Below are 22,268 nucleotides of genomic sequence, written 5' to 3'. Positions count from 1 at the left end.
TGGTGGGTCGCTCCGCAGGCTCCGCTCTTGCGGTGGCGCTCACCAATTAGACCTTTCCCAAGGAGAATCCAATGCCCAAGCCCAAGAAGGGTGCTCGCTTCGGCGGGTCGGCGTCGCACCAGAAGGCGATCTTCGCCAATCTGGCCACGGCGCTTTTCGAGCACGGTCGCATCACGACCACCGAGGCCAAGGCCAAGGCGGTGCGCCCCTACGCCGAGAAGATCATCACCAAGGCGAAGGGTGGCACCCTGGCCGACCGTCGCGAGGTGCTGAAGGTCATCCGCAACAAGGACGTCGTGCACGCCCTGTTCGCGGAGATCGGTCCCTCGTTCGAGGGTCGCGAGGGTGGCTACACCCGCATCACCAAGGCGCTGCCGCGCAAGGGTGACAACGCGCCGATGGCCGTCATCGAGCTGGTCCGCGAGAAGACCGTGACCAACGAGGCCGACCGGGCCCGTCGCGTCGCCGCTTCGCAGAAGACCGAGGCGCCCGCCGCCGAGGCCACCGAAGCCAAGGCCGACGAGGCCGTCGAGGCTCCGGCCGCCGACGAGGCCGCCGAGGACAAGAAGGACGCCTGATTCTCAGGAGTCCTGGACGAGCCCGTCACCCCGTGTGGGTGGCGGGCTCGTTCTTTTCGCCCGTGCGCGAGAGGTGAGGGGTTCGATGGACGAGACCGGTCAGGATCGGTCTCCGAGCCGGGTACGGCTCGGAATCAGTTATGACGGCACCGATTTCATCGGGTGGGCCCGTCAGCCGGGGTTGCGCACCGTGCAGGGCGTACTGGAGGAGTCGCTGTCGAAGGTGTTTCGTGAGCCGATCGTGCTCACCGTCGCCGGGCGGACCGACGCGGGCGTGCACGCCGAAGGGCAGGTGGCGCACTTCGACACCACCGCCGAATTCGACGCCGAAAAACTGATGCACCGGCTGGCCCGTTTCCTGCCCAAGGATGTGCGCATCACCGATATCCGTTCGGCCCCAACGGAATTCGACGCCCGGTTCTCAGCGATGCGCCGTCACTACGCCTACCGCCTCACCACCGCCCGCTACGGTGCCGAACCGCTGCGCGCGCGCAGTGTCGTGGCGTGTAAGCCGGGCGTGGATCTCGAAGCCATGCGCGCCGCGTCCCGGAAACTGCTGGGATTGCACAACTTCGCCGCCTTCTGCCGTCGTCGTGAGGGCGCGACGACGGTGCGCGAACTGCAGCGGTTCGACTGGGTGCGCGAGGGTGACCTGCTCACCGCGTATGTGAGCGCCGACGCGTTCTGCTGGTCGATGGTGCGCAGCCTGGTGGGTGCGGTGCTCGCCGTCGGCGAGGGACGCCGGACCCCGGAATGGGTCGCGGCGCTGCTGTCGGAAACGGAACGCTCGAGTTCGGTGACGGTCGCGCCCGCGCACGGGTTGAGCCTGATCGCCGTGGACTATCCCGCCGATGCCGACCTGGCGGCGCGCAATGCCCAGACCCGTGAGACGAGGACTGTTCCCGTGGCCGGTGGGTGCTGCGGCGACTGACCCTGAAAGAGGGTTGCACAGTGGGGTTTTCGCTGGTCGTGCGGTTGCCGATCCGCGCAGCTGGTGACTGAGCCGGGCTATTCTTGGGTGGAGCCGTAGAGGCGATCATGCACCTGCCGGAGGCAACCCATGGTGAACGGACCCGCGATGGTCGAATTCTCGACGCCGTACGCACGCGGCGCGGAAGTCGACCAGTGGGCCGCGCTGATGGAACAGACCTACTTCCCGCTCGCCTTCACCCCGATCTGTGACGGGCCCGTTTTCGGCAAGGTGAGCAGTGGGGCGCTACCGGGTGCCACCGACTTCTCCCTCACCGTCCTCACCGGCCGAAACCACCGGTACCTTCGTACCAAGACCCATGTGGCCCGGGCCGCCGAGGAGTACTTGCTCGTGAGCATCCAGGTAGCGGGTGAAGCTCGACTCACCCAGAGCGACCGCTCCGTGCTGCTCAAACCCGGGCAGATGACGATCCTCGACGCCTCGCTGCCGTCGCTCTGGGACGACGCCGTCGCTTACAAGCAGGTGCTGGTCCGAATTCCCGCAGGGACGCTGCGGCAACGCCCGGGCCTGAGCGGAGTGTCGATCCCCGCCGCCGTCGCCATCGAATCGGACAGTCCGGCAGGCGTCGTGGCCACCTACTTCCGCGATCTCGCCCGGATCCGCGAACGAGCACCGGCGCAGGCTGAGGTGCTGGCCGCGAGCGCGCTCGATCTACTGGCCTCGGCGGTGTTGCTGACCGCGGGCATCGTCCCGGTCGACATCAACTCCGACGCCCTCAGCCGCGAGCGGGTCATGACCTTCCTACGGCACAACCACACCGTTTCCGATCTCACCGCTGGCGACATCGCGGCCGCCTGCCACATCTCCCGGCGGACCCTGTTCCGCCTCTTCGGCGGGCCGGGCCGAACTCTCAACGCCACCCTGCGCGGGCTGCGCCTCGACCACGCCAAGCGCCTGCTGCTCGCCCACCCTTCTCGCTCCTGCGCCGCGATCGCCTTCGAATCGGGGTTCGCGTCGGAACGGACTTTCTACCGTGTGTTCGCCCAGGAAACCGGCCTGACACCGGGCGAATACCGCGAGGGCGGCTGACTATGTCGATCGAACCGATGACGCTCGAGTTCTCCTCGACACCGCGCGGTGGCGCGCGCGAGGAATGGGAAGCGTTGCTGTCGCAGAACTACGCGCCCGTCGCCTGTGACGTCCATCCCGAGCTGCCGTTCTACGGGCGGGTGACATCGACCTCGTTGCCCGGCCGCTCCGACTTCACCCTGGCGAGCATGGCCGGTAGTTACCAGACGTTCCGGCACTCGCCGACCCATGTCGCCCGTTCCGAGGCGTATCTGCTGGTCAGCATTCACATCATGGGCGATCTGGTGATGAACCAGGGCGGCCGGGTCGCGCAGATCACCTCGGGCAACATGGTCTTCTTCGACACGTCGGCGCCCTACCACTGGACCAACGGTTCCGATCACTGGACGGGCGGGTCGGCCTTCGAACAGGTCGTTGTGCAGGTGCCGATGGACCTGTTGCGCGCCGAGCCCGGGCTCGGGCAATTGGTGCTGCCGACCGCGGTGACCGTGCCCGCTGCGAGCGCGGCCGGGGCGGTGGCGCGCTTCTTCCGCGACCTGGCGGTGGTGCAGCGCAAGGACCCGGTGGCGGCCGCCGTGCTCGCGCGCAACGCGCTCGGTCTGATCGCCTCCGCCGTGTTGCTGACCGCGGGTCGACGCCCGGTCGACACCCCCGCCGACACACTGCGTCGGGAACACGTCATGGCGTTCCTCCGCGACAACTACACCGATCCCGAGCTCACCGCCGACGACATCGCCGCGGCCTGCCACATCTCCCGCCGCACCCTGTACCGCCTCTTCGGCATGCCGGGCGAGCGCCTGCGGCACGCGACCCACCTGCTCGCCGACAACAACCACCTCCCGGCCGCCGCGGTGGCATTCGCCTCGGGGTTCGCCTCCGAACGCCAGTTCTACCGCGTCTTCCACCACGAAACCGGAACGACACCAGGTGAATACCGCCACCGATGCCTGCCGCCGACATGACCTACGAACCGGTCGCCTTCCAGTTCGCGGCACCGACACCACGCAGCCCCGAGTTCGAGCAGTGGCGGGCACGGTGGGCGCGCACATCGTTTCCGCTGAACCTCGAGCCGCTGCGTGACGCACCCGCCTTCGGTCGGTTGAGTACCAGCCCGCTACCGGGCGCCGCCGACTTCTGGTTGTCCAGCTTCGTCGGCAGCAATCAGCAGTTCCGGCGCACCAGATCGCACGCGGCTCGCGACACCGAGGAGTATTCGGTTGCCGTCGTCCAGCTCTCCGGCCACACCTGCCTGACCCAGGGTGGTCGTTCGGTCACCCTGCGGCCGGGCCAGATGACCTTCATCGACAGCGTCGCGCCGTCCTTGTGGATCGACCGTTCACCTCGCGCCACGATGTTCGAGCAGGTGTTGATCAGGGTGCGCACCGACCTGCTGCGCGACCGGGCGGGCCTGGGGCGAGGCGCGGTTCCGACGGTCACCGCGTTCGACGGCGACAGTGCCGTCGGCGTCGTGGCGACCTATTTCGGGAACCTCGCCCGGGTACGCGAACGCGCACCTGATCAGGTCGGGATCCTCGGGCGCAGCGCGCTCGATCTGCTTGGCTCGGCGGTGCTGCTCGCGGCCGGGTCGACGCGTGCGGCGTCGTCGGTCGACGCACTTCGACGCGAAAAGGTCATGGCCTACCTGCGGAAGAACTTCGCGGACCCGGCGCTTGGTGCGGACGAGGTGGCGGCGGCCTGTCACCTGTCGCGACGGACACTGTTCCGCGTCTTCGACGGTGCCGGTGAGAGCTTCGGCACGACACTGCGCGGACTGCGGGTGCGGCAGGCGCAGAAGCTGTTGGCGGGCAACACCGCCAGGCCGGTGGCTGGGGTGGCGTTCGAGGTGGGGTTCGCTTCCGAGCGGCAGTTCTACCGGGCGTTTCACGAGGTGGTCGCGATGTCGCCGGGGCAATTTCGGCGATCGTGCGGACAACTCGAGAACTGACGGGCGCGGCTTCATACGCGCTGGTAGACTCTGGCCGGTTACGAGTCGAGCGGTCCGTCTGGACTACCATTGCGCCGCAGTCGATTTCAGGGAGCTATTGTGAATCCGCAGGACACGAATCAGGGTGCCATCCGCAACTCGCCGGTGTCCTCGGGGGCGCCGGAGCACCGGATTCCGCTCTACGACGAGGCGTTCGCGGCGGACCCGCACGGTGCCTACCGCCGCATGCGTGACGAGTACGAATCGCTCGTGCCGGTCGAGCTGTGGCCGGGCGTACCCGCGACGCTGGTGATCCGTTTCAGCACCGCGGTGCGGATTCTCAACGACCCAGCCAACTTCTCCGCCGACCCGAGGGCCTGGCAGGCGACCGTGCCCCGTGATATCCCGATCATGCCGATGATCGAGTACCGGCCCAACGCGCTGCGCACCACGGGCAAAGGACACACCCGCTACCGCGACGCCGTGAACGACGCGCTGGCCGGGATGGACCTCAATGTGATGCGCGCGAGCGTGGAGCGATCAGCCATCCCGATCATCAACTCGTTCTGCACCGACGGGCACGCGGATGTGTTGCACCAGTACATCTTCCCGATGGTCTTCTCGGTGCTGTGCGAATTCCTCGGCTGCCCGCCCGAGATCGGCGCGGAGGTCGCCAGGGCCAATGCCGCGATGTTCGACGGCGTGGACACCGACAAGGTGAACGCGATCATGACCAACGCGCTGCTCGACCTCACCGCTCTCAAGCGGTCGCAGCCGGGCGACGACATCACCACCCGGCTCGTCCAGCACCCGGCGCGGCTCACCGACGACGAGATGGTGCACCAACTGGTGCTGATGTTCGCGGCGGGCGTGGAACCGCCGATGAACCTGATCGCCAACACCCTGTTGCTGATGCTGACCGACCCCCGCTTCACCGGTGAGGGCAACGCGATGCCGCTGTCGACCAAGATGGCGATCGACGAGCGGCTGGCCACCGACCCGCCGATGGCGAACTACTGCATCACCTACCCGCGTCAGTCGGTGCCGATCGACGGCGTGCTGCTGCCCGCACAGCAGCCGGTCATCATCAGCATGGCCGCCTGCAACACCGACCCCACGATCAATACCGGCGACTTCCTCGGCAACGGCTGGAATCTGGCCTTCAGCGCCGGTGAGCACGCCTGCCCCGCGCACGCACGGCCGTACGGCGTGCTCCTGGCGCAGGACGTCATCGACCAGCTCTTCGATGTGCTGCCGGAGCTGAAGCTCGGTGTGGCCCAGGACGATCTGGTGTGGCGTCCTGGACCATTCCACCGGGCGCTGTCAGCGTTGCCGGTCGTGTTCCCACGAACGGCACCGCTGTCGCTGTAACGGCATGTCAGCCGTTGATGCGGGCATCCCACGCGCCGGGTAGGTCGTCGAAAAGCACCGGTGCGCCGAGGATCTCGTCATCGAGGCCGAACGATTCCAGCAGCGCGGGCAGGTTGTCGGCCAGCGTGTCGATGGCTGCCCGGAGCTCCTGCTTCACGTTGTCCACGGCGGCGACGTCGAGGTACCCACGAGTGAGGTACCACGCGGCGTTCTGGTCGAGGTAGTGCAGCGCGAACACGTCACGCACCGCGGCGATCTCGGGAATGTGCTCGTAGCGGTGCAGCAACTGCAACGCCTCTTCGGCGCTGTAGGCCTCGGCGAGCTCGAGGGCCTCCGGGATGACCGCCAGCCGGTCGGCCAGGTCCGGGGTCTCCAGGTGTCGCTGGGCCTCCTGCACGATCGTGAGCGTGCGCGCGGTGAACAGGCCGAGCCGGTCGGTGGTGACGGTCGGATCGTGCAGACCCGCCTGCGGCGGTACCTTGCCCGCGAGGTGCCTGGCCAGAACGCGACCGGCGACCGAGCCGAGCACGTGGCAGTCGCCCTCGCCGGTGATGGCCGCGTGGCAGACACCGATGTAGTCGGCCACCCGGTTGGCACTGAACATGCCCTGCGCACCCATCTTGATCCGGCAGTGCGTCACCGTGTCCAGGGCGTGCAGCTGGATGAAGTGCTTGGCCAGCATCACCGAAACCACAGTGTCGCGATCGGTGAGGTCGCTGTTGGCGAGCGAGGTCTTGATCGCGTTGCCGAAGATCGTCCGTGCGACCGTGCCCGCCAGATCGGTGAGCAGAGTGTCCCGCACGTGCGGGATGTCGGCCATGACGGTGGTGTGGGCCGGTGTCAACGGGACTGTCCGCTTCACGGCGTATTTCAGCGCGATGTAGAGCGACGCGCGGGCCGTCGCGTTCAAACACGACGCCAGCGCCAGGCGACCCACCGTCAGCTGGCTGATCGCCGACGCGAACGAGCGTCGCTGGCTGTCCTCGTCGTTCCAGGTGAGGACACCGTTGTCGTCGATGGTCGCCAGGTTCCCGCCGAGCCAGGCGCTGCGATCGACGCGCAGGTTGTCGAAGCTGATGACCGAGTTGTCCATGATGACCAGCGGTTGCCGGTCGAGCTGGGTGATCGAGACACCCGGCGCCGCCGACCCGTCGGCCACCCGCAGCCGCGCGGTGAACAGGTGCACGCCCTGATCGACACCCGCCGAGTCGATGAACCGGGCACCGACCACGCACACGCGGGAGACCGGAATCCCGACGCTCGGCATGAACTTGCGGGCCCTCGGGTTCGGGGTGTTGATGACGAAGCCGCCGTCTTCCCAGGTCGCCGTGGTCTGCATGAAGCCGATGTTGGAGCCGCAGCCGTACTCGGTCAGCAGCATGACACCGATGGCGGTGGCATCGTCGAGGTCGTGCAGGTACGGCGCCGCCGAATCGGTGTCGGTGAGGGTGGACAGCGAACCCGACGCCAGGTTGAAATGGCCCGAGATGAGCGGGATCAGGTCGGTGGCCAGCACGGCGGACCAGTCGAACAGGGCGAACAGCTGGGGGAGGTTCGTCGCGACGTCGCTGGCCCGGCCGAGTTCCTTCACCAGGTCGCGCAGCTGGGCGTAGGCGTTCTCGCGTCGCTGTGCTTGGCCCTGGTGCACGGTGATGGCGTAGTCCGGGTCGATCAGGAGTTGCTGCAAGCGGTCCTGGAAATCTTGCTCGCCGTGCCGGAGAAGTGCTGAAAGAGGGGTGTCTGCCAATTTGCTGTGCGCCATCGTCATCGATCCTGCTCTCGTGTGGGCGCCACGACGAACAGACTCCCGGCGCCCCTGAATACCGAAAATGCATTGTTGCACAGCGGATTACGCCAATTCTGCGAATCGCGACTTCACAACGATGAGGGCAGGTGGGCGCGGTGCTCAGGATCGGACGAGGCGCGCGATGGCGTCGGTGGCCTCCTTGATCTTCGCCTCGGCTTCCGGGCCGCCCGCGACGGCCGCGTCGACGACACAGTGGCTGATGTGGTCTTCGAGCAGACCCATCGCGACGGCCTGCAGTGCCTTGGTCATCGCCGAGACTTGGGTGAGGATGTCGATGCAGTACTTCTCCTCCTCGACCATGCGTTGCAGGCCGCGCGCCTGGCCCTCGATGCGGCGCAGGCGCTTGAGGTAGTCGTCCTTGGCGGTGATGTAGCCGTGGCCGTGGTGACCGGCGTGGTCGTCGGCGGGCGCGGTGTCGGGGGTGGGTGTGGTCACCGGTGGTCTCCTCTTCCGTCGTGCCCGCGAGTGCACGGGCTTATACCCCCCTAGGGTACAGTTTCGCGGCGGAATTGTCAGATGTGGTCCCGGTGCTCGGCGCGACCCGGCCGAACGGGAGAATCAGGGGCATGAGTTCGCATCCCCGGCCCGCCCTCGCCGTCATCGGCGGCAGCGGTTTCTATGACTTCTTCGACAACGACGCGGTGCACGTCGACGTCGACACACCGTACGGCACGCCGAGTGCCCCGGTCGCCATCGGCGAGGTGGAAGGCCGTCCCGTCGCCTTCCTGCCGCGCCACGGCAAGCAGCACGAATACGCCCCGCACACCCTGCCCTACCAGGCCAACATGTGGGCGCTGCGCTCGCTCGGTGTGCGCCGGGTGTTCGCACCCTGCGCGGTCGGGAGCCTGCGCGCCGACTGGGGGCCGGGGACGGTCGCGGTGCCGGATCAGCTCGTCGACCGCACCTCGGGTCGCCCGCAGACCTACTTCGACGGCGGCGGCATCCACGTCTCCTTCGCCGACCCGTACTGCGACGATCTGCGCGCCGCGGCGGTCAAGGCGGCCGGGGAGGGCGCGGGGCATCTGCGCGTCGAACCGTCCGGCACCATGGTCGTGGTGCAGGGGCCTCGGTTCTCCACCAGGGCCGAGAGCCGCTGGTTCGCCGGACAGGGCTGGGACCTGGTCAACATGACCGGTCATCCCGAAGCCGTGCTGGCTCGGGAACTCGAAATGTGCTACTCCGCGGTCGCTCTCGTCACCGACCTCGACGCGGGCCTGGAAGAGGGTCAGGGCGTGCACGCGGTCGACGTGTTCGCGGAGTTCAAGAAGAACCTCGGCCCGTTCAAGGAGCTCATGCGCCGCGCGGTCGCGGCCGTCGACGGTACCGACACCTGCGAACGCTGCCAGGTGCACGCCGGGGTGTCACTGCCCTTCGAACTGCCCTGAGTCCCGCTCTTGCGCCGGTGCGAGCCGCACCTGGGCCAGGACGAACAGCGGCGCGCCGTCGCCCGGCGCGCCGGGCAAGGGCGACACCTCGACGTCGGCCACCAGCCAGCCGCCGGACTCGGTGGCCAGCCGCAGGCCGGGCAGTACCGCGCTGCGTGCCCCTCGCAGAATCCGCTCGCGCACCTCGAGGATCCTGACCCGGTCCTCGGGGTGCGGAATGTCGCGGTCGTCGACTCCGCGCCAGCGCAGCCCGGGCAGCGGCTCGCTCACCCACCGCACCGGCCGGGCCTGCGCCGTGTCGATGACGGCCAGGTACAGCCCCGGCTGGGTTTCCCGCAGCAATTCGAGTGTGGTCGCCTCGAGCGATTTGGGCTGTGGCGCAACGCTGTCGGTGACGTCGATCGACACGCCACGCCACTGGAACCGATCGTCGGTCTCGTTGCGCGTGGCGATCAGCAGCGACCGAGGCCCGGTCTCGGAACGTATCGTCGCGATACCCGACCAGCGGCTGCCCGGCTCCGAACGGTTCAGGGCCGCAACGAGATCGAGCGCGGTGTCGAAGCGTTCCACCAGCTGGTACGGCTCGGCACCGCGGTATTCCCTCGGTTCGGTCCCGAAATGCGGGCCGAGGCCGTCGGGCCTGCTGTGCACCCGCCGGGTCCGCGCATTGATGCGGAAGGGCGAGACGCCGAGTTCCTCGGTGGGTGTCCGCTCGCCGATCCACACCTTCACCGCGTGCGGTGCGGCGCCGGGCCAGAGGACGGGCACCGCGCGAAAATGATGCTCCGACCACGGCTTCCGCGATTTCGGCAGCAGCTTGTCGACCGGACGACCCGACTCGTGGGCAGCCACGACCAACGGCCGCAACTGCGCCGAGATCGCCCGCTCATAGGACGTCCACTCGCGCGGGGTCGTCCCCGAGGTGAGCATCGACCAGGTGGGCGGTTCCCCCAACGTTTCCACCAGCTGCCAGCGATCGAGATTCACAGGCGGCCCCCTTCGTCACACGTCGCCGGAACATGAACGAACGGTGACCATCGTGCCCGATCCGCCCGCTCGCATCCGCGCCGGGGCAGCATCGATAGGCTCGGGGTATGGAAGAACCACTGCGGTTGGAGGTCGTCGTCGCCAGCACCCGGCCCGGACGGTTCGCGCCGGTGGTGGCCGACTGGTTCCTCGGGGCGCTGGCCGACCGGCCGGAATTCGAGGTGGGGGTGTTGGATCTGATCGATCACCCGATGCCGACCGAACTCACCGAGACACCACAGGTCGCGGCGTTCCGGGAACGGCTCGGCGCCGCCGATGCCTTCGTCGTCGTCACCTCCGAGTACAACCACGGCTATCCGGCCTCGCTCAAGGCCGCGCTCGACAGCGCCAAACACGAATGGCGAGCCAAACCCGTCGGGTTCGTCTCCTACGGCGGGCTGTCGGGCGGTTTGCGCGCGGTCGAGCAGCTGCGGCAGGTCGTCGCCGAACTGCACATGGTCTCGGTCCGCGAATCGGTGAGCTTCGCCCAGGCCAAACGCCACTTCGACCCCGCCGACGGTGCGGCGGTGGATGCCCGCGAGCGCATGCTTCGCCAATTGGCCTGGTGGGGAACGGTTCTGCGGGGAGCTCGGGCTAGCTACCCGGGCTGAGGCGCCATCGCCCGCTGACCACGCGGCTGGCCGATGTAGGTCGACTCGCGCGGGATGGAGACCAGGGTGAGGTTCACCCTGGTGGTCCCGGTCCGCAGCACCACGCGGTTCCCGACCGCGCCCGGCTGGTAGATCTCGAGATCGGGGCGCGAGGCGGGCCAGCCGTTGGGGTCGGCGGTGAGGTAGATCGTGGTGACACCGGCGTGCGGTGCGGGCGCGAGCACACCGTCGACGATGGTCGCGGTGAATCCCGCGTCGGACTGGTGTGTTTCGACCGCGATGGTCAACCGTTCCGGGTTGCCGACGGTGGTCACCAGCTGCTCCCAGGCCTGGGCGCGATCGGTGCGGATCAGGACCCGCTCACCCACGGCGAGCGCCCGGAACACCAACTGCTGGGCCAGGTACAGCTCACCGGCGACATACACGGTGGAGATACCGGCACCGATGATGCGGGCCGCGACACCGTTGCCCTCCTCGTCGGAACCGAGCAGCTGCCCGCAACCGGCCGAGGGCAGGTGCAGCGCGCCGATGACGTCGATCGGGTACTCGGTGGTCGGCACCGTGTCGTCGACGCCTGGCACCGCGATCGGCAGGTGCGCGAGCAGCGCGTCGCGGTGGCGGCCGTTCATCGAGATCATGCCCTTGGTCTTGGCCTTCTCGGGCAGTTCGCGGGCGGTCAGGCGCCAGGCCGCGCCCACGCTCACCGATTCGGCGTCGCTTCCCGGACGCAACCGCACGGCGACGGTCGTGCCGCGCGACGGCGCGACCCACAGCTGGGCGAGCAGGTCGGAGCCGAGCTGTGCGGGGTCGACCGCGCTACCGATATTGACCGCGTTGCCGATCTCGGCGTACTTCCAGCGCTGGGTGAGGGTACGCGGATCGAGCCCGACCGTGATCTGCTGCACGGCTTTTCGGATCTCCGGGGCGGTGAGGATACGGGCGTGGCAGTCGGCGTCTTCCAGGGTGCGCATGATGCGCTGGGTGGCGATGGTGACCGCGCGCGAGGCGCCCTCGGTGCCGCCGCCGCGCCGGGCCGCCGCGTCGGGGCACCGCACCGCGTCGAAGCTGATCGCCAGCCACACCGTGCGGTGCGCGGTGGCGGGCAGCGGGCCGAGCAGCGACTCGTAGATCGCGCCCGCGGGTGTGCCGGAGCGGCTGCGGTGGCCGTGGCTGATGATGTCGATGCCGCTGAGCAGGATGTCGTGCTGGTTGAGGCAGGCGGCGAGTTCGGGCAGCGGCAGCAGATGAGAGGCGTGCACGGTGGTGCGCGCGATCCGGGTGAGCCCGCCCTTGGGTGGCAACACCTCGACCACGGTGACCACCCGGCTGCCGTCCCAGTACAGACCGAGCGAACGGCCGTCGGCGCCACGGAAATCCACGGTGTCGCCGAGGGTGTAATCTCGCTTGCTCGCGTAGCCGCGCAGGGTGGTGATCCAGTCGAGGATCGTCCGCTTGCCGATCGGGATCAGCGGAACGAGGGCGACCACCACCGCCACGCCGAGCGACGGCAGCGCGCCGAGTCCGCACACCAGCGCGACGAGCCCGGCGATCAGGCCGACGACCTGCGCGATGAGCAGATGCGGCAGCGAAATCCGACCGAACAGCGGACGCGGACCCGCACCGGTGAAGTCGGCCATTCGTTCCTCCCCCAAGTACCCGATTACCGATCGACCGATGGCCGAATGCGAACAAGTGCTGCCGGGAACTGTACTGTGTTGGCCGGACAAGAGCACTGTTCGGGGGAGGAACCATGCCTTCAAAACCCACTACTCGCTGGCAGGTCAGCGGTTACCGCTTCCTGGTGCGGCGGATGGAGCACGCCCTTGTGCGCCGCGACGTGCGCATGCTGCACGATCCGATGCGTGCCCAAACCCGTGCCTACGTGGTGGGACTGGTGCTCGGCATCGTCGTCCTCGCCGGTTGTGGGGTGCTCGCGCTGTTCAAACCGCAGGACAAGATCGGTGACAACAAGATCCTGATCGGCAAGGAATCCGGCGGCGTCTACGTGGTGATCGACAACGTCGTACACCCCGCGCTCAACCTCGCCTCGGCCCGTCTCGCGGCCGGTGAGGCGGCCAAGGCGGTGATCGTCAAGGAATCCGAGCTGAGCAAGAAGCCGCGCGGTCAGCTCGTCGGTATCCCCGGCGCCCCCACGTCCATCCAGTACGACAAGAACGGCAACGGCAGGCCGTGGTCGGTGTGCGATCGGCTCAAGGCCGACGGCAGTACCGACCTCACCACCTCGGTGCTCGCCGGTTCGCCCGAGCTGGGGGACAAGGCGTCCAAGGTGGAGTCGGGGAAGGCGATGCTCGTCAAGGGCAAGGACGCCACGTACCTGATCTACGACGGCAAGCGGGCCCGCGTGAAGATGGACGACCCCGCTGTGACCCAGGCGCTCGGCCTCGGCGGGGTGACTCCGCGCCCGATCAGCGAGGGCTTGCTCAACGCGATTCCCGAAGTGCTGCCGATCATCACACCGGTCATCGACAACCCGGGCGGCACGCCGCCCTACAACGTCAGCAACCACAAGATCGGCGACGTGGTGCAGGTGTTCAACGAGGCCAATCAGAACTACGTCGTACTCCAGGACGGCTTGCAGGCGATCTCGGCGCTCACCGCCCAGATCATCCGCAACTTCTATCCGACGATCATGCAGGGCACCACGATCCAGTCGACCGACCGTACGTTCGCGCCGCAGGTGCAGACCTTGAAGGTACAGAACTACCCGGCCGAACGTCCGACCCTCATCACCGCCAAGGACCAGCCGGTCAGCTGCATCTCCTGGCAGCCGGTCGCCGGTGCCACCGACAACGACGACAGCACCGCCCGCGCCGAACTCACCCTGCTCACCGGTGTCGACATGCCGATCCCGGCCAAGGCCAAGCTCGTCGACCTGGCCCAGGCCGACGGTGTGGGGCCGAACGCCGACTCCGTGTACATCCCGCCGAGCGTGGGCGTCTACGCGCAGTCGACCGGCATCGAGCCCGACAGCCGTCGCAAGGACAGCCTGTTCTACATCGCGGATACCGGCGTGCGCTTCGGTATCAAGAACGCCGAAGCGGTGAAGGCGCTCGGCCTCGAGAACGTCACCGCCGAACCCGCGCCCTGGCCGATCATCGGCTTGCTCGCCGGTGGTCCGAGCCTCGGTCGCGAAGACGCGATGGTCGCCCACGACGGCGTGTCACCCGATCCCTCGCCCGCGAAACAGCCAGTGGCACAGGTGAACTAGCCGCCCGTTTTCCGGTTGCCGGACAGTTCGGCCACCTCGGCGCGCAGCGAACGCACCTCCTCGACCAGTTCGGCGAGGGTGCGTTCGGTGCGGTCGGCGGCCTCGTCGACGGTTTTGAGCTGTTCGACCACCCAGCTGGTCATGGTGCCGATGGCGAAGGAGATCAGGCCGATGCCCAGTGTCATCAGCACCAGCGACACCAGGCGGCCCTCGGTGGTCACGGGGTAGACGTCGCCGTAGCCGACGGTGGTCACCGAGACCGCCGACCACCACAGCGCGTCGGCGAAGGACTTGATCTTGCTGTCGGGCGCACCGTACTCGGCGTCGAAGAACGCCAGGCTGCACAGCAGCAGGATGAGCAGCGAGCTCGTCCCGACGAACGTCATCAGCCGGGTGCGCGGTTTGGTCGCGCGGTTGAGACTGTCGAGCAACAGCAGCGCCACGCGGAGCAGTCGCAGCGGCCGGAACGGCGGAACCAGCACGACCAGCAGGTCGAGTGGATGTTTGCGGACGAAACGGCCACGGTCGGTCGAAAGGTGGAGTCGCACCGCGAAATCGACCGCGAACGCCGCCCAGATCGCGATATCGGCCCAGATGAGCGTGACGTCGAGCGTGGGGGAGGCCTGGGTGTCGAGCACCCGCCAGGCGTAGACGACCAGGAACGCGATCGCGAGCAGCATCAGCGGCAGGTTGGTGCGCCGCTCCCAGCGTTGCCGCCGGGTGAGCGGGCGCTCGGTCGTCGTTGTCATCGCTACCTGCCTCGCTGGGTTACACCGTCTGAGCAGGACAGTAGCGCGCCCGAACGGCCGCCGACGACAGCGCTCGGGCTATGAAAAAGGGGCTGCCCACCCCACCGGCCGAATCCCGTTGGGAGGCAGCCCCGTCCACGCGGAGGCTAGAGAGCGCGCACCAGTGAGTAGAGATCGGCCACCCAGAACACCAGCGGCAGCACCGCGGCTACGAAGCCGTACTCGATGAGTTCCGCGGCCCGGCGCATCGGTGGGGTGGCGGACTGGTTGGGCATGATCAGGCCGATGACCAGCGCGGCGACCAGGATCACCAGCGCGGCGCCGAACACGATTAGCGGCTGTTCCATCCCGACCGCGACACCGATCAGCATGAGCAGCACGATCGCCGAACCACCCGCGATCAGCACGACGGCCTGCTCGGCGCCCGCGTAGGTGCGGCTGCGGAACATCAGCACCACGGCCGACACCAGCGCCAACGCGATGCCCGGCCAGTACGGGTCGTCGGCGGACGGATCGGTCGCCAACAGCGCGCCGACGACGGTGACCAGCGTGGTCGCGCTCACCAGACCGGCGAGGTAGTTGCGTGCCCGCTCCGAACGGGCGCGCAGGTTGTCGAGCGTCGGCAGGGCGCGGTGGTCGTCCGGATCGTCCTCGGTGGGGTCGATCGGGGTGCCGGGGGAGGGGACCGGCGGCAGCGGCAACTTGGCCAGCAGCATCGAAACACGCGGGGCGAGGGAAAGACCCGCCAGCGCCAGCGCCGCGACAACCGCGCCGATGGCCTTCACCGGCTGATCGGTGAGCAGGCCGACCAGAGCGGCGGGCACGACGAACACCGACACCGCCGCGGCGCCGATGAACAGCGCGAGACCCACCCCGGTCACCCGCCACGCGAGCACCGCTGTCGCGCCGAACAGGGCGGCGCCGAGCAGTAGGTTCGCCCACCCGTAATGATCGGGCACCAGCATCATGCCGCCGGTGAACGCGGTCGGCAGGGCACACCCGCCGAGGACGAGCGCGGCGGAGGTGTCGCCGTACATGCGGCTGAGCACGGTTCCGGCGATCACGCACAGCACCGCGACGAACAGGGCCAGCGATCCGCTCACCCAGAACGGCACGCCGTCGGGGGCGGCGAGCAGGCCGAAGCAGCCGACCAGCATCGTCAGTGCGGCCAGTACCGAACCGGTGATGCGCGCGGTCTTGGGTGTCCAGCTGCGGTAGTGCTCGGCGTCGGCGATCGCGACGTTGTACATGATGTCGTCGAACAGCGGTGTCGGCGCGGTGTGCGAGGCGCTTTCGAGCATCAGCAGCTCACCGTCGCGCACGCCGTGTTCGCCGAGGCTCAGCGAGTTGGAGAAGGGCGGGTGGCCGATGCGGGCAAGCACCCATTCGGCGGGTTCGTAGCGTTCGCCGTCGTTGTCGAAGTCGTTGGAGCGGCTGTGCGCGGCGACCATGTCGACCACGCTTGGGATGACCAGCGCGACCGGAACGTCCACCGGGATCGCCATGTCGACCTGCGTGTGCTTGGCCAGAATCGTCACCCGGGCAAGGTCGGGTGCGCGAACGATTCCGCGCGCGGAATCTTCTTCCACATGATCGAGTCGCGCGTGCGTCAAAACTCCCCCAACTCCGTCTCTACCTCGCGTTTCCGCTCGACCGGTCAGCGGCCGACAGTTTGCGGAACCCACCGTTCGGACAGCAGAATGCCTGACGAACCATACGACATGTCGGCCGCGACCTCTACACTGAGCCCGTCGCGAGGACAGACAAGCGAGTAGTCAAGCAGGGGGAGTCTTCGACCATGAGCACAGTCCGGTTCCAGCGCCGTGCGCGGCGCGAGATGCCGCGCACGCCCGGTGGCGAAGTCACCCTGCAGCCGCCGCCCGAGATCCCCCGCATCACGCCCGGCAATCTGCTGATGAAGCTGATGCCGGTGGTCATGGTGGTCGGCATGGTCGGCATGATGGCGCTGATGTTCACCCAGGGTGGCGACATGATGCGCAACCCGATGTCGATGATGTTCCCGCTGATGATGATCATGTCGATGGTCACCATGTTCGGCCAGGGAAACGGCAAGGGCGCCAAGGCCGCCGAGGCCAACGAAGACCGTAAAGACTACTTGCGCTACCTCGATCAGGTCCGCAAGGACGTCGACGAGACCGCCACGCAGCAACGCGCCGCCGTCGAGTGGAGTCACCCCGAACCCGGTCTGATCTGGATGCTCGCCGGTACCAGCCGCATGTGGGAACGCCGCTCCGGCGACAAGGACTTCTGCCACGCCCGCATCGGTCTGGGCGGCCAGCGCCTCGCGACCCGCCTCGTCGCCCCCGAGACCGGGCCCGTCGAAGAACTCGAACCGATCGCGGCCGTCTCCCTCCGCCGTTTCGTCCGCGCGCATTCCACCGTCCCCGACCTGCCGACGGCCATCGCCGTGAAGGGTTTCGGCACCATCGCCCTCGACGGTGACCGCGCCCAGGCCCGCGACATGACGCGCGCGATGTTGTTGCAGCTGTGCATGTTCCAGGCTCCCGACCAGGTGCTGGTCGCGGTCGTGTGTGGCCCCGACACCGCCCGGGAATGGGAATGGACCAAGTGGCTGCCGCACACCCAGCACCCCGAGGTGACCGACGGCGTCGGCACCCAGCGCATGTTCTACGGCTCCATCCGCGAGGCGATGTCGGGCCTGCACCCGCTGCTCGGCAACCGGGTGCGCTACTCGCGTAACCAGCCGAACAACCCGAACATGGTGCACGTGGTGATCGTGGTCGACGGCGGTCTGCTCGAAGCCGAGGACGATCAGCTGCGCGAATCCGGTTTCGAGGGTGTCACCATCATCGACCTGTGCAATTACGCACCGCGCCTGGCTGTTTCGCGCGGCATCAAGATGGTGGTCGAGAACGGGGAATGCCTCGGCCGAGGTGCCACCGGCAATCAGGAACGCTTCGCCACCATCGACCGCGTCAGCGCCGAGCAGGCGCAGCAGGCCGCCCGCCGCCTCGCCCCCTACCGCGCCGCCACCCAGCGCAGCAGCGATGTGGAGACCGACGAGTCCGAGGCCATCACCACCTGGGCGCAGCTGATGAATCTCGGCGACATCGGCAATTTCAACCCCGCCAGCGCGTGGCGCCCCCGCTACGGCCGCGAACGTCTGCGCGTGCCCTTCGGTCTCGGCGCCGACGGTGCCCCCGTGGAACTCGACATCAAGGAAGCCGCCGAGAACGGCATGGGCCCGCACGGCCTCTGCATCGGCGCCACCGGTTCCGGTAAGTCCGAATTCCTGCGCACCCTCGTGCTCAGCCTGCTCGCCACCCATTCCCCCGACCAGCTCAACCTCGTCCTGGTCGACTTCAAGGGTGGTGCCACCTTCCTCGGCCTCGACGGTGTTCCGCACGTCGCCGCCGTCATCACCAACCTCGAAGACGAGGCCGACCTCGTCGACCGTATGAAAGACGCCCTGGCAGGCGAGATGAACCGCCGCCAGGAAGTCCTGCGGCAGGCGGGCAACTTCGCCAACGTCTCCGAGTACGAGAAGGCCCGTGCCGCGGGCGCCGACCTCGACCCGCTGCCCGCCCTGTTCGTCGTGCTCGACGAGTTCTCCGAGCTCCTCACCCAGCACCCCGACTTCGCGGAACTGTTCGTGATGATCGGCCGCCTCGGCCGCTCGCTGCACGTGCATCTGCTGCTCGCCTCCCAGCGTCTGGAAGAGGGCAAGCTCAAGGGCCTCGAGTCGCACCTGTCCTATCGCATCGGCCTGAAAACCTTCTCCGCCAACGAGTCCCGTCAGGTCCTCGGCGTCCCCGACGCCTACAACCTGCCCAACTCGCCCGGTGGTGGTTACCTCAAGGCCGACTCCGGCGAGATCCAGCGCTTCCAGGCTTCCTACGTCTCCGGCACGTACGTGGGCGGTGGTTCGCAGCGCGAGGTCACCAGCGCGGGCATCGTCGGCGGCGAGATCGACGTCAACGCTCGCCCGTTCAGCGCCACCCACGTCGACTTCCGCACATCTGACCGCGTACCACTGCCGGTGGAGGCGTCCTACGAGCCGGAGCCGACGGGCGACGAGAACGACCAGATGTCGAATCTGAACATGCTCGTCTCCCGCATCCAGGGTCACGGGCGACCGGCCCACGAGATCTGGTTGCCGCCGCTGGACGAGGCGCCGACCCTGGATCAGCTGATCCCGAGGTCGATCCTCACCGGCGAATACTCCGCCGTCGCCACACTGCGCGCGCCGATGGGCATCGTCGACCGCCCGTACGACCAGCGTCGCGACCCGTTCGTCGTCGACCTGTCGGGTTCGCGCGGCAACGTGGCCGTCGTCGGTGGTCCGCAATCGGGTAAGTCGACCGCGCTGCGTTCGATGATCATGGCGATGTCGCTCACTCACACCGCAGAGCAGGTGCAGTTCTACTGCCTCGACTTCGGTGGTGGCACGCTGACGGGTCTGGCCGGGCTGCCGCACGTGGGTTCGGTCGCCAGCCGCCTCGACGAGAACCTGGTGCGGCGCACGATTTCCGAGATGACGACCATCATCCGCACACGCGAGGCGCGGTTCCGGCAGCTCGGTATCGAGTCGATGGTCGAGTTCCGCCGTCTGCGTTCCGTCGACCCGTCGTCGAGTCCTGCGGCCGCGGGTGCGCACGAAGACCCGTTCGGCGATGTCTTCCTGGTGATCGACGGCTTCGGCTCGATCCGCCAGGACTTCGACGCCCTCGAGCAGCCCATCATGAACATCGCCGTGCAGGGCCTGTCCTACGGCGTGCACGTGGTGATCGCGCTGAACCGCTGGGCCGAGGCCCGTCCCGCGCTCAAGGACCAGATCGGTACCCGCATCGAGCTCCGCCTCGGCGACCCGATGGATTCCGACCTCGGCCGCAAGTTCGCTTCCCTTGTGCCTCAGGGCCGTTCGGGTCGCGGCATGACTGCCGAGTGCCTGCACATGCTCACCGCGCTGCCGCGCATCGACGGTTCCGCCGATCCGGCGAACCTCGGCCAGGCGGTCGCCGCCGCGGTGGAGACGATCGGCCGGATGACTCCGGGCCGCCCCGCTCCCCAGGTGCGGATGCTGCCCGAGCAGCTGCCGCGTGAACAGCTGCTGTACCTGGCAGGCGATTGGCCGTCTCGGGTCGAGCGCAACACCAAGTGCACGCGGATCCCGATCGGTATCAACGAGGCCGAGCTCGCCCCGGTGTTCATCGACTTCGCCGAGAGCCCGCACTTCATCATCATCGGCGATTCCGAGTCGGGTAAGACGACGCTGCTGCGCTCGATCATCGACGGCATCGCCGCGGCCAACTCACCGAACGAGGCCCGCTTCATCGTCGGCGACTACCGTCGCACGATGCTCGGCCTGATCCCCGAGGGCTACCAGGCCGGATACGGTTCCACCGCACCGCAGTTCACCCAGAACATGAGGGACCTGGCCTCTTATGTCGCCAAACGGACCCCGGGACCCGAGGTCACGCCGCAGCAGTTGCGTGAGCGCTCCTGGTGGAGCGGGCCGCAACTGTATGTGATCGTCGACGACTACGATCTGGTCGCCACGTCACAGGGCAACCCCGTCTCGGCGCTGGTCGAGCACCTGCCGCACGCCCGCGACCTCGGCTTCCACCTCATCATCGCCCGGCGTTCCGGTGGTGCGGGCCGCGCCATGTACGAGGCGACGCTGGCGCGCATGAAGGACCTCGGCTCGTCCGCGCTCATCATGAGCTGCAGCCGCGACGAAGGCGTCCTGGCCGGTACGACTCGGCCGAGCCTCAAGCCGCCGGGCCGGGGCATGTTCGTCACCCGGAACGGCGAGGGGCTGATCCAGACCGCCTGGATGCCGCAGCCGGAATGACCGTCGTCGAGCTGGTTGTCAGCGAAGCCAAGGTGTGGGCGCGTGGCGACACCACCCACTGGGATGTCGTTCCGTCGATCGTGTTGGGCAGCAACAATTCCGACCTGGTCGTCGGGGAGCCGCTGACCCCACCCACCCAGGTGGTGTCGGCGGTGCAGTACCTGACCTGCGACCGGATCGCCCTGCCGCCACGCATGCCCTCGGCGGTGCAAGGATTGTCGGCCGTGCTCGCCGCCATCGTCGACGCCCTGCGGATCCCGGCCGCGTGCGAGCGTTTCGTCGTCGTGCACCCGACGGCGTGGGGTCAACGCACCCTCGACCTGTTCGCCGCTGCCGCAGGACAATTCGCACACGAGGTGGTGTTCGAGTCGTGCGCTGTGCACGCCTCCGCCGTCGACCCGGCGGCCCGCCGTAGCCGCCGCACCGCCGTGATCGAGTTCGGCCTGCTGTCGACCACCGCCGCCACCGTGGGTTACGACGTGAACGGCACCCACGTCGAGGCCGTCGACGCCGAACCGAACCTCGCTGCCGCGGAACTGGATTCCGACGAAGGCCGTCACCGGCTCGACGAGCTGCTCACGAGATTGCTCGCCGACCGGCCCGTCGACGTGGTGCAGGTCGTCGGCGCCACCGGCCCATCGGTCCGCGACGCGGTGGCCGAGGCGGTCGAAAGGATATGTGGCGCAAAGGTTCCGTTGAGTCACTTGACGGGAGCCGACCTCGCCCGCCCGATCCCGACCGGCCCCACCTACACACCCCGCATCCCACCCGACCCCGCCGCCGAGTGGATGCAACCCCTGCGCGCCAGAGCCGCCGCCACCAACCCAGTGGACCGGCGCCCCCTGTACCTCGGCGCCGCGGCCCTGGCCGCCGTCATCGCAGCCGCATCGATCGGTGGCTTCTTCTTTCTCGGCGGCTCCACCGATCAACAAGCCGCCGCCAGCGGCCCCACCACCACGACCGTCGTCAGCTCGTCGCCGCAGGCCCCGCCCCGGCCCACCACGACGACGAAAGCGCCCACGCCCGTGACCGAACAGCTCGGCCGCGTCGAACTGATGATCCCGGTCGGCTGGCACCGCACTCCGGCCACCGACCCCACCCGCGCCGATCTGACCCCCGGTTCCGGCCCCCGCCAACGCATCACAGTCATCCAGGAAGCTCTCACGGCAGGGGCGGGCTACGACGAAGTCGCTGCCGACCTGGAGGCTCTGATCAAGAAGAAGCCCGCCGGGACGGTCTCGGAAATACGCCGTGACGTCGTCTTCGCCGGGCGTCCCGGCCTCTCCTACGAGGAGCGTCCCGCGGACGGTTCAACCGTGCGTTGGCAGGTCTTGGTCGAACGCGGAGTGCAGGTGAGCGTGGGCTGCCAGTACGGGCAAGGAGGTTGGGAAGGGGTGCTACCGGCCTGCGAGCAGGTAGTCGGGGCACTCCGGGTGCAGCAGTAGCGGAGGCCGCACCTGCTGGCGCTGCCGGTGCAAGTTCGGTATTCTCCACTGCGAAGCTCGGTATCCGAGGAGCGGGGGCGGATGGGGGAAGGGGACTAATCTAGGCTTCGTGGGGAATCTCCGTCGACTTCTGGTCAGCCCGCTGTAGTCGGTGACCGGTCAGAACGGTAGGTCGGCCAGCGGCCGCACCCGGATCGAGATCCTTGCAAATCCGATGGAACCAACTCGGTACGAGCAACGTCTAAGTCAGTAGAAGGTGCAGATCGCGCCGACACGGGAACACGAGG

The 22,268-nt window shown here is 68.1% G+C and carries 17 protein-coding genes; 11 read left to right on the top strand and 6 right to left on the bottom strand.

Annotated features, from left to right (window positions below; all coding sequences use genetic code 11):
* Window positions 1-71 precede the first annotated feature (71 nt).
* The 6 genes from rplQ to NC7_RS11885 all read left to right on the top strand — a co-directional run bounded on the left by rplQ (window position 72) and on the right by NC7_RS11885 (window position 5,893).
* Entirely contained in the window at window positions 72-578 is a 507-nt protein-coding gene (rplQ, locus tag NC7_RS11910) for a 50S ribosomal protein L17 (protein ID WP_067982064.1), read from the top strand.
* Window positions 579-663: 85 nt separating this feature from the next.
* Window positions 664-1,509, top strand: coding sequence for a tRNA pseudouridine(38-40) synthase TruA (truA, locus tag NC7_RS11905; protein WP_067982061.1), 846 nt, complete (start codon window positions 664-666; stop codon window positions 1,507-1,509).
* A 129-nt stretch (window positions 1,510-1,638) separates the two neighbouring features.
* Window positions 1,639-2,598, top strand: coding sequence for an AraC family transcriptional regulator (locus NC7_RS11900; RefSeq protein WP_067982058.1), 960 nt, complete (start codon window positions 1,639-1,641; stop codon window positions 2,596-2,598).
* Window positions 2,599-2,600: 2 nt separating this feature from the next.
* Window positions 2,601-3,560 (top strand): AraC family transcriptional regulator, encoded by a 960-nt coding sequence (locus NC7_RS11895; RefSeq protein ID WP_067982052.1) that lies wholly within the window; start codon window positions 2,601-2,603, stop codon window positions 3,558-3,560.
* Window positions 3,542-4,543 (top strand): AraC family transcriptional regulator, encoded by a 1,002-nt coding sequence (locus tag NC7_RS11890; RefSeq protein WP_067982050.1) that lies wholly within the window; start codon window positions 3,542-3,544, stop codon window positions 4,541-4,543. The genes NC7_RS11895 and NC7_RS11890 overlap by 19 nt, the downstream gene beginning before the upstream one ends.
* Window positions 4,544-4,642: 99 nt before the next feature.
* A complete protein-coding gene (locus NC7_RS11885) occupies window positions 4,643-5,893 on the top strand; it encodes a cytochrome P450 family protein (RefSeq protein ID WP_067982047.1) in 1,251 nt (416 codons plus the stop codon).
* A gap of 7 nt (window positions 5,894-5,900) precedes the next feature.
* Here the strand turns inward: NC7_RS11885 and NC7_RS11880 are convergent, their stop codons facing one another.
* Window positions 5,901-7,655 carry an acyl-CoA dehydrogenase family protein gene (locus NC7_RS11880; RefSeq protein WP_067982044.1) on the bottom strand — a complete coding sequence of 585 codons (1,755 nt, stop codon included), beginning with the start codon at window positions 7,653-7,655 and terminating at the stop codon, window positions 5,901-5,903.
* 144 nt (window positions 7,656-7,799) lie between these two features.
* Complete coding sequence (locus NC7_RS11875; RefSeq protein ID WP_067982040.1) at window positions 7,800-8,135, bottom strand: metal-sensitive transcriptional regulator; 336 nt, start codon at window positions 8,133-8,135, stop codon at window positions 7,800-7,802.
* A 131-nt stretch (window positions 8,136-8,266) separates the two neighbouring features.
* On the opposite strand from NC7_RS11875, the gene NC7_RS11870 reads away from it, so the two are divergent.
* Window positions 8,267-9,085, top strand: a complete 819-nt coding sequence (locus tag NC7_RS11870; RefSeq protein WP_067982037.1) for an S-methyl-5'-thioadenosine phosphorylase — start codon at window positions 8,267-8,269, stop codon at window positions 9,083-9,085.
* Here NC7_RS11870 and NC7_RS11865 read toward each other — a convergent pair.
* Window positions 9,062-10,072: a GAF domain-containing protein gene (locus NC7_RS11865; RefSeq protein ID WP_067982034.1), complete on the bottom strand. Its 1,011-nt coding sequence runs from the start codon at window positions 10,070-10,072 to the stop codon at window positions 9,062-9,064. The genes NC7_RS11870 and NC7_RS11865 overlap by 24 nt on opposite strands.
* A 107-nt stretch (window positions 10,073-10,179) precedes the next feature.
* Here NC7_RS11865 and NC7_RS11860 point away from each other — a divergent pair, with 107 nt between their 5' ends.
* The gene (locus tag NC7_RS11860; RefSeq protein WP_067982032.1) at window positions 10,180-10,722 is read left to right on the top strand and encodes an NADPH-dependent FMN reductase; all 543 of its coding nucleotides are present in this window, start codon (window positions 10,180-10,182) and stop codon (window positions 10,720-10,722) included.
* Here the strand turns inward: NC7_RS11860 and eccE are convergent.
* A complete protein-coding gene (gene eccE, locus NC7_RS11855) occupies window positions 10,710-12,359 on the bottom strand; it encodes a type VII secretion protein EccE (RefSeq protein WP_067982029.1) in 1,650 nt (549 codons plus the stop codon). The two genes, NC7_RS11860 and eccE, sit on opposite strands and share 13 nt — an antisense overlap.
* A 113-nt stretch (window positions 12,360-12,472) precedes the next feature.
* Between eccE and eccB the strand changes: the two genes are divergently transcribed.
* Window positions 12,473-13,951, top strand: coding sequence for a type VII secretion protein EccB (gene eccB / locus NC7_RS11850; RefSeq protein WP_067982027.1), 1,479 nt, complete (start codon window positions 12,473-12,475; stop codon window positions 13,949-13,951).
* Here the strand turns inward: eccB and NC7_RS11845 are convergent.
* Both NC7_RS11845 and eccD read right to left on the bottom strand, forming a co-directional pair.
* Complete coding sequence (locus NC7_RS11845; protein ID WP_067982022.1) at window positions 13,948-14,700, bottom strand: potassium channel family protein; 753 nt, start codon at window positions 14,698-14,700, stop codon at window positions 13,948-13,950. The two genes, eccB and NC7_RS11845, sit on opposite strands and share 4 nt — an antisense overlap.
* A 146-nt stretch (window positions 14,701-14,846) precedes the next feature.
* Window positions 14,847-16,313, bottom strand: a complete 1,467-nt coding sequence (gene eccD, locus NC7_RS11840) for a type VII secretion integral membrane protein EccD (RefSeq protein ID WP_067982019.1) — start codon at window positions 16,311-16,313, stop codon at window positions 14,847-14,849.
* Between the two features lie 185 nt (window positions 16,314-16,498).
* On the opposite strand from eccD, the gene eccCa reads away from it, so the two are divergent.
* Window positions 16,499-20,536, top strand: coding sequence for a type VII secretion protein EccCa (eccCa, locus tag NC7_RS11835; RefSeq protein WP_067982015.1), 4,038 nt, complete (start codon window positions 16,499-16,501; stop codon window positions 20,534-20,536).
* Window positions 20,533-21,981, top strand: coding sequence for a type VII secretion-associated protein (locus NC7_RS11830; protein ID WP_067982012.1), 1,449 nt, complete (start codon window positions 20,533-20,535; stop codon window positions 21,979-21,981). The genes eccCa and NC7_RS11830 overlap by 4 nt, the downstream gene beginning before the upstream one ends.
* The last annotated feature ends 287 nt before the right edge of the window (window positions 21,982-22,268 follow it).

The sequence above is a fragment of the Nocardia caishijiensis NBRC 108228 genome (assembly GCF_001612825.1).
GTDB lineage: Bacteria > Actinomycetota > Actinomycetes > Mycobacteriales > Mycobacteriaceae > Nocardia > Nocardia caishijiensis.
Note: the sequence above shows the minus strand (reverse complement) of the source record. Positions and strands in the feature narration are given on the sequence as shown.

Coding starts and splice junctions, on each gene's coding strand:
- rplQ (WP_067982064.1), top strand. CDS start 72: ATGCCCAAGCCCAAGAAGGGTGCTCGCTTCGGCGGGTCGGCGTCGCAC.
- truA (WP_067982061.1), top strand. CDS start 664: ATGGACGAGACCGGTCAGGATCGGTCTCCGAGCCGGGTACGGCTCGGA.
- NC7_RS11900 (WP_067982058.1), top strand. CDS start 1,639: ATGGTGAACGGACCCGCGATGGTCGAATTCTCGACGCCGTACGCACGC.
- NC7_RS11895 (WP_067982052.1), top strand. CDS start 2,601: ATGTCGATCGAACCGATGACGCTCGAGTTCTCCTCGACACCGCGCGGT.
- NC7_RS11890 (WP_067982050.1), top strand. CDS start 3,542: ATGCCTGCCGCCGACATGACCTACGAACCGGTCGCCTTCCAGTTCGCG.
- NC7_RS11880 (WP_067982044.1), bottom strand. CDS start 7,655: ATGGCGCACAGCAAATTGGCAGACACCCCTCTTTCAGCACTTCTCCGG.
- NC7_RS11870 (WP_067982037.1), top strand. CDS start 8,267: ATGAGTTCGCATCCCCGGCCCGCCCTCGCCGTCATCGGCGGCAGCGGT.
- NC7_RS11860 (WP_067982032.1), top strand. CDS start 10,180: ATGGAAGAACCACTGCGGTTGGAGGTCGTCGTCGCCAGCACCCGGCCC.
- eccE (WP_067982029.1), bottom strand. CDS start 12,359: ATGGCCGACTTCACCGGTGCGGGTCCGCGTCCGCTGTTCGGTCGGATT.
- eccB (WP_067982027.1), top strand. CDS start 12,473: ATGCCTTCAAAACCCACTACTCGCTGGCAGGTCAGCGGTTACCGCTTC.
- NC7_RS11845 (WP_067982022.1), bottom strand. CDS start 14,700: ATGACAACGACGACCGAGCGCCCGCTCACCCGGCGGCAACGCTGGGAG.
- eccCa (WP_067982015.1), top strand. CDS start 16,499: ATGAGCACAGTCCGGTTCCAGCGCCGTGCGCGGCGCGAGATGCCGCGC.
- NC7_RS11830 (WP_067982012.1), top strand. CDS start 20,533: ATGACCGTCGTCGAGCTGGTTGTCAGCGAAGCCAAGGTGTGGGCGCGT.